This window comes from Ancylobacter sp. VNQ12 (genome assembly GCF_049445835.1).
GTDB lineage: Bacteria > Pseudomonadota > Alphaproteobacteria > Rhizobiales > Xanthobacteraceae > Ancylobacter.
This window is the reverse complement of the sequence record NZ_JBMSDU010000034.1, coordinates 20,566-27,034: the sequence shown is the minus strand read 5'-3', so window position 1 is coordinate 27,034 and position 6,469 is coordinate 20,566. Positions and strand designations below refer to the sequence as shown.

The following is a 6,469-nucleotide window of genomic DNA, read 5'->3' as shown; positions in this document are numbered from 1 at the left end:
AGCGCCGGACCTCAACCTCCGGCTCAAGTCTATGGTCAAGCCCAGACACAAAACGATCCTCCAATCAGGATCGTCAGACTGCGCTTTCACGCCCAACCTATGAAGGTGCCGCCGGGACCACGCTTACAGAGCAAGCACACTCGCATGGAAATCTCCTGAGCCTTGAGACGTCGGCGGGCGTTGGGTGAGGCGCCGTCGCCGCGCAGGGAGTGACGCCTCGGCATGGTCTGCAGGAAGCAGGCGATTTAGCCGGAGCTCGCGCGAAATCGCAGGCGCGAGGGGCGGGCGACGTCGTGGAACACGCATTGCGTGGCGAGCCGTAGATCGGCCGGTGCGACCGCGACTGCCGGCTTGCCGCTGTTGGAGTTGACGTCGAACAGCGGAAAGTTCGAGCTCGACACTTCGAGCCGCAGGCAGTGGCCGGCGGCGAAGCGGTATGCGGTGTCACGCAGCACGATATCGTAGCGTTGGACCGTGCCGGGTGGCAGTGGCTCGGGCACCTCGACTCCGGAGCGCAGGCGCACACGCACGATGCCCTCGGTGACATTGAAGGCGCGCCCGTCCGGATGCACGTCGACCAGCTTGGCGGTCCAATCGGTGTCTGGCGCATCGGTCGCGGCGTAAAGCTCCAGCGTCACGTCCCCGATCACATCGAGAGCAGCGGCGAGCGGATCGGTGGTGTAGAGCAGCACGTCGTTGCGGATCTCGACCGGCCGCTGGTCATAGGAGCCGATCGGCGCGGTGCCGGAGAAACAGCAGGAAGCACCGCCGCGGCTCGGCACCGGATTGGCGGGGTCGAAGATGAAGAGGTCGGCGGGATCCTCGCCGGCCGGCTCTTGAGAAAGTCGACCATCGCGGCTGGAGACCCCGGCCCGACCGGTGGAGCGCAGATTGAGTTCGCGCGCTTGCGTGTCGGCCGGCGGCCACGCGTCCGCCTCGCCCCAGTGATTGGCGCCCATCAGGAAATAGCGCACCGGCGGCTGCGGCGGCTGGGGCACATCCTTCAGCCAGCGGTCGAACCAGGCGAGCTGGGCATCATTGGCGCAATTGTCAGCGTCGGGTCCATAGTCGCGCACGCCGCTGAAGCGTGCCCACGGCACATGCTCCCAAGGCCCGACCATAAGGTTCTGCTCGGCGCGGCCGGCCGCGCTCAGCACCTTGAAGCTGCGCAGCGTCTTGGCGACGAAAATGTCGAACCAGCCGCCGATATGCAGGCAGGGAACCTCGATCCCCTCCATCAGATCGGCGGGCGACAGGTCGCGCCAATAGGCGTCGCGGGTGTCGTGGCGCAGCCAGTCCTTCACGTAGCCCGGCAGCGACGCGTCGGCGAGCCAGTCGTGCAGCGGGCGGCGATAGGGTGCCGGCAGCGCATCGGCAAGCTCGGCGAGCCGTGCCGCCGCGCGCTCGTCACCGCGTCGGACAGCGTCTGCCTGGGCGAGCGACTGCAGCGTCCAGGAGAGGATGAAGGCGAGGTGCAAGGCGCCGCCCTCATAAGTCCAGCCGTCGTAGAAATCCGTCCCGCCGCAGCCGACCGCGCAGCACACCAGCCCCGACGGCTTCCGGCTGGCGGCGAGCATTTGGCTCGCGCCGGCATAGGAGAAGCCATAGGTGCCGACCCGCCCGTTCGTCCACGGCAAGTGTGCCGCCCATTCGATGGTCGCCGCGCCGTCCGCCGCCTCATGGCGATAGGGATAGAATTCGCCGTCCGAGGCGTAGCGCCCGCGCACGTCCTGCACCACCACGACATAACCCTGGCGGGCGTACCAGGAGGGGTGCTGGTAGACGCCGGTCTGAGCGAAGCGCTTGTTGTAGGGAGTGCGCTGCAGCAGGACTGGACAGGGGCCCTCGCCGACCGGACGGTAGATGTCGGCGCACAGCATCACCCCGTCCGGCATCGGCACGGCGACGTCCGCTTCAAGCCGGACGTCATCGAGACTCCACAGCGCCATTCCCTGCCATCCCCCGCCGAAGCGTGGCGCGGATGAAGACTACCCGCGTCCGCCGACACCATCTCTCCCAGACTATTTCGCCTGCATGCCCGTGGTAATGGCCTCGATCAGCTTGGCGTCAACCGGCACCGTGCCGGTGTCGATGGTGTAGGCCTTCGGATCGGTGCCCGTGCGCATCTCCAGCGCGGTGCGCACGATCTGGGTGCCGACCGTGTAGCAATACGTCACCACGGTGCCGAGCATGTCGCCTTTGGCGACCGCCTGCACCGCCTGCGGCACGCCGTTGAATCCGGTGACCTTCACTTTATCCTTGAGGTTGCGGGCGCGCACCGCTTGCACCGCGCCGAGCGCCATCTCGTCATTGACCGCCATGATGCCGGCGAGATCCGGATTGGCGGTGAGGATGTCCTCGCTCACCCGCATGCCGACGGCACGGTCCCAAGCGCCGTTCCAAACGCCGACCACCTTGATGCCGGGATATTTGGCGAACTCGTCCTGCGCCGCCTTCTTGCGCAGTTCGCTGGTGACGTTGCCCGGGCCGCCCTCGATGATGGCGACCTTGCCCTTGGCGCCGATCTCCTGGACCAGCATCTTCGCCATGGCGGCGCCGCCCGCGACATGGTCGGCGCCGATATAGTGCTTGCCGACCGGCTCGCGGGTGTCGTCCGAATGGATCAGCACCGGGATGCCGGCGTCCTGCACCTTCTTCGTAGTCCCCATCATGATGTCTGGATCGGTCGCCAGGAACGACATGACGTCGACCTTCTTCTGCATCAGATCCTCGATCAGGCGCACGATGCCGGCAACGTCGTCGCCAGTCGCTCCGGCCAGCACGGTGAGCTCGACGCCCTCGTGCTTCTTCGCCTCCTCCTCGGCACCGCGCTTCACGCAGGCGAAATAGGGGTTGCCGAGCGTCTGCACCACGATGCCGATCTTGGTGGCGGCGAAGGCCGCCGAACTGAACCCCGTGAGCGCCGCTGCGGACACCGCCGCCGCAGCGAGCCTCGACACTAATCGCCTTGCATCCTTGCTGCGCGTCATGACTTCGTCTCCTGGTGGGCCCGCGAGTGGTTCGGGTCTGTGCGGCGCAGGGTGCCCGCGCGCGAGCGGGGCGGAAGCGCGCGGCGCGTCACAGGCCGGCTCCATCGAGGACCAGCTTGAGCGAAACCAGCAGCAGCAGCGTCTCGACGATGCGGAAGAACAGGCGCGTGGGTAGCGTTTTCACCAGGTGCACGCCGAGAAAAGTCGAGGCGATCGCCACCGGAACCACGGCGAGCGCCTCCGGGCGCAGCACGTCGAATTCGCCGAGCGCCCAATAGGGGGCGAGCTTGGCGGCGTTCACCACCGCGAACAGGATCGCGGCAGTGCCGGCATAAGCCATCGGCGCGAGGCGCTGCGGCAGCACGAAGATCTGGAAGGCTGGCGCGCCGGCATGAGAGACGAAGCTGGTGAAGCCGCTGAGCACGCCCCAGCACCAGCCGGCGGCGACGCTGGCAGGCGCGCGCGAGGCCAGCGCCGCGCCCGCCCACGCCTTAAGCGCCGAACTCGCGCAATAGGCGAGGCCGAGGCCGCCGACGATCAGGTTCACCGCCGCCGCCGAAACCACCGACGCGGTGAGCCAGCCGATGACCACGCCGGCGAGCGCGGAGGGTATCAGCACCCGCAGGTTCCAGGCGTCGTAGCTGCGCCGGAAGGCCCAGACCCCGAACACGTCGGAGATGATGAAGATCGGCAGCAGCATAGCGGCGGCAGCCATCGTCGGCATGGCGAGCGACAGGATCGGCACGGCGAGCATGCCCGCGCTCTGCAGCCCGCCCTTGGCGAGGCCAATGCTGATCGCCGCGAGCGTCGCGGCGATCAGGGTCGGCATGTCGACGTGCTGGAGAAGCGTGCCCATGTCCCCCGTCCTCAGCCGAGATCCGCGGACTGTGCCGCGGGCTTGGCGTAGGCACGCGACCAATAGACCAGCGGTGTGTGCCGCTGCGCGCGCACATGGGTGACGCGTCCGATCAGCAGTACATGGGTGGCGACCGGCTGGGCGTGCTCCAGCTCGCAGCCAAAGCACGCCACGGCCCCGTCCAGGAACGGGTGAAGGCCGGCGTTGGGCGCCGACCATTGTGCGGCAGCAAGATCATAGGCGCGCCCGCTGCGCGGCCGGCCGGCGAAGCGGTCGGCGTGCTCGGCCTGACCGGCCGCCAGCACGCTCACCGCATAAGCCCGGTTGGCGAGCACCGCCTCGCACAGCGGAGCGCGGCGCTTGACGCTGACGAGCACCATGGGTGGGTCCGCCGACACCGAGATGAAGGTGCCGACCGTGAGCGCGAGATGTCCACCAGACGCGCCGGTGGTGACGACCGCCACGCTGGAGGGGACCTGGCCCATCGCCGCGACGAAATCATCGCGAAACGCCGGGGGCGGGGCATCTTCGTCGCTGCCGGCCAGGGTCTCGGCCGCCGCTGCGCAGGATTGGAATGTGAGACGCGGGGGCAACGTGGCGACCTCCGTCATAGCGCCGGATTGTCGATCGGCAGGCCAAGCACGACCCGGCCGTGGGTCGAGGCGTTCACGTCCCAGTTCTGGGTGATGTGCCGGTTGGCGGCGCTCATGTCGCGGAAATAGCGCGACAGCGGATTAGCGTCGTAGATGCCGCTACCGCCCACCGCATCCCATACCACATTGACAGCGCGGGTCGACAATTGTCCGGCGAAGGTCGCCTCGGCGCGGCAGCGCGCCCGCTCCTCGAGGGTCGGCATGCGTCCCGACGCGATGATCTCCGTCATCTGGTCGCAGACGCCATACAGGAGCAGGCGCGCCGCCTTGATCGCCGCGAGCGCCTCGGCGACCTTGACGTGCTGGGTGTTGAAGTCGCTGACCGGGCGCACCGAGGCACGCGAGATGCGGGTGCGGGCCTGCTCGACATAGGAATGCACGCCACCCTCGGCGATGCCGAGCGCCGAGCTGCCAATGAACACGCCGAACATGGCGTAGAGCGGCGAGCGGAACACCACCGGTTCGCCCGGATAGCGGGCCTCGCGTCCGCGCATCGCCTCGATAGTGGTGGTGCGGTGCTCGGGCACGAACACCTCGTCGACGACGACGTCGTGGCTCGCCGAGCCTTTCAGCCCCATGGCATGCCAGGTGTCGAGGATTTGGTAGTCGCTGCGTGGCAGGATGAAGTGTCGGTCCTCCTCCTTGCCGTCCGGTCCGGGCGTGAAGGCGGTGAACAGCACCCAGTCGGCGAGACTGACGCCGCTGACGAAGGGCCAGCGGCCGGAGAGCACATAGCCGTTCTCGACGCGGCGCGCCTTGCCGATGCCGGGAATCAGGATGCCGGAGAGGAGGGCGGCGGGATTGGCGCCCCATACGTCATCCTGCGCCGCCTGCGGCCACTGCGCCAGCATGGAATTGTGCGCGATGTTCTGCACCACCACCCAGGCGGTGGAGCCACAGGCCCGGCCGACCGCGGTGAGCACCTCGACGGCGGCACGGAACGGCGCCTCGGCGCCGCCATAGCGTGCAGGCTGGAACAGGCGGTGTATGCCGGTGCGCACCACGTCGTGGCGGGTCGCCTCCGGCGGCTGGCGCAGCCGCTCGGTCTCGGCGGCGCGCTCGCGCAGCGCCGGCGCCAGCGCTTCGGCGCGTCCGATCAGGTCCGAGGCGCTGCCGACCGGGGCATGGCTGTGGGTGGAGGCATCCGGCTCAAGGAAATGCGTGTGCGGATTCAAAGCACCATCCTCATGATGGGATTTTCATATAACGACTGTTCTATATCCGTCAAATGCGTTGATGCGCCGAGGCACACATTTGCGCGATTTCAGTGCAGGGTTGCGGGCGGAGGAGAATGCGGCTAAATGGGTTGTATGTTTTAAACAGGTGTGATCATGCCGAAACTGGGCATGGAAGCCATTCGCCGGCGTCAGGTCATGGATGCGGTGATCCGCATTCTCTCCACACAGGGCTGGCGCGACTTGACGATCCGTGAGGTCAGCGATGTTGCCGGCATCTCGTCCGGCGTGGTGACCCACTATTTCGCCAACAAGCGCACCCTCACCCTTGACGCGATCAACGACGCCAATCTCCAGTTCGTCAAGGCGCTGGGCAAGATCGAGCGGCGCCGCGGCGGCGCCGTCGTGCGCCTCGCCGCGCTCGCCGACTTCGTCAGCCAGCTGGCCCCGCCCGGCATTCCCGACTGGCGCTTCTGGCTCGGCCTGCTCGGCCGCATGCCGTTCGACCGTGTGTTGCAGGCCGAGGTGCAGAAGCTGCTGCGGCTTTATGCGGAAATCGTCACGCGCATGATCGAGCACGGTGTCGAAGCGCAGGAGTTCACGACCGACAAGAATCCCGCCGACATCGCAGCGGCATTCGTCTCCGCCGCGCTCGGCTTTGCCGCCGCCATGATCGCCGACCCGCAGGATATGCCGCCCGAACGCTGCCGGCGGCTGCTCTTGGATCTCCTGCAGCGCGACCTCAGTGCCGATTTCGCCGCCGCGCCGCGGCTAAGTGTCCAGTCCGTCATCTGA

At 67.6% G+C, this 6,469-nt stretch carries 6 protein-coding genes; 1 reads left to right on the top strand and 5 read right to left on the bottom strand.

Annotation, left to right across the window (positions count from 1 at the left end; all coding sequences use genetic code 11):
• Positions 1 to 245 precede the first annotated feature (245 nt).
• The 5 genes from ACO2RV_RS24075 to ACO2RV_RS24055 all read right to left on the bottom strand — a co-directional run bounded on the left by ACO2RV_RS24075 (position 246) and on the right by ACO2RV_RS24055 (position 5,674).
• Positions 246 to 1,949 carry a CocE/NonD family hydrolase gene (locus tag ACO2RV_RS24075; protein WP_423296742.1) on the bottom strand — a complete coding sequence of 568 codons (1,704 nt, stop codon included), beginning with the start codon at positions 1,947 to 1,949 and terminating at the stop codon, positions 246 to 248.
• 72 nt (positions 1,950 to 2,021) lie between these two features.
• Entirely contained in the window at positions 2,022 to 2,990 is a 969-nt protein-coding gene (locus ACO2RV_RS24070; RefSeq protein ID WP_423296741.1) for a sugar ABC transporter substrate-binding protein, read from the bottom strand.
• Positions 2,991 to 3,078: 88 nt separating this feature from the next.
• Positions 3,079 to 3,846: a sulfite exporter TauE/SafE family protein gene (locus ACO2RV_RS24065; protein ID WP_423296740.1), complete on the bottom strand. Its 768-nt coding sequence runs from the start codon at positions 3,844 to 3,846 to the stop codon at positions 3,079 to 3,081.
• Between the two features lie 11 nt (positions 3,847 to 3,857).
• Positions 3,858 to 4,439 (bottom strand): flavin reductase family protein, encoded by a 582-nt coding sequence (locus ACO2RV_RS24060; protein ID WP_423296739.1) that lies wholly within the window; start codon positions 4,437 to 4,439, stop codon positions 3,858 to 3,860.
• A 14-nt stretch (positions 4,440 to 4,453) separates the two neighbouring features.
• On the bottom strand, positions 4,454 to 5,674 hold the full coding sequence (locus ACO2RV_RS24055; protein WP_423296738.1) for an acyl-CoA dehydrogenase family protein: 1,221 nt from the start codon (positions 5,672 to 5,674) through the stop codon (positions 4,454 to 4,456).
• 156 nt (positions 5,675 to 5,830) lie between these two features.
• Here ACO2RV_RS24055 and ACO2RV_RS24050 point away from each other — a divergent pair, with 156 nt between their 5' ends.
• Positions 5,831 to 6,469, top strand: a complete 639-nt coding sequence (locus tag ACO2RV_RS24050) for a TetR/AcrR family transcriptional regulator (protein ID WP_423296737.1) — start codon at positions 5,831 to 5,833, stop codon at positions 6,467 to 6,469.